General features: G+C 59.5%; 1 rRNA gene. It reads right to left on the reverse strand.

Going from position 1 to position 440, the window contains the following annotated elements:
• A 16S ribosomal RNA gene (locus FLW16_RS43095) occupies positions 1–440 on the reverse strand; the annotation flags it as partial.

A 440-nucleotide genomic window follows, 5' to 3' on the forward strand; every position in this document is an offset into this window, starting at 1 on the left:
GACTACTGGGGTATCTAATCCTGTTTGCTCCCCACGCTTTCGTGCCTCAGTGTCAGGTCTCGCCCAGAACGCCGCTTGCGCCACTGGTGTTCCTCCCGATATCTACGCATTTCACCACTACACCGGGAATTCCACGTTCCTCTGCGAGCCTCCAGTCAATGTGTCTACCGCGACCTCGCCGGCATTACTCCGGCGCTTTCACGCGGCACATCACCGACCACCTACCCACGCTTTACGCCCAGTAATTCCGGACAACGCTTGGCCCCTACGTATTACCGCGGCTGCTGGCACGTAGTTAGCCGGGCCTGATTCGGAGGGTACCGTCATCATCGTCCCCCCCAAAAGGAGTTTACAACCCAAGAGCCGTCATCCTCCACGCGGCGTTGCTCGGTCAGGCTTGCGCCCATTGCCGAAAATTCCTTGCTGCTGCCCCCCGTAGG

Source organism: Microbispora sp. KK1-11, assembly GCF_006874435.1.
Taxonomy (GTDB): Bacteria; Actinomycetota; Actinomycetes; order Streptosporangiales; family Streptosporangiaceae; genus Microbispora; species Microbispora catharanthi.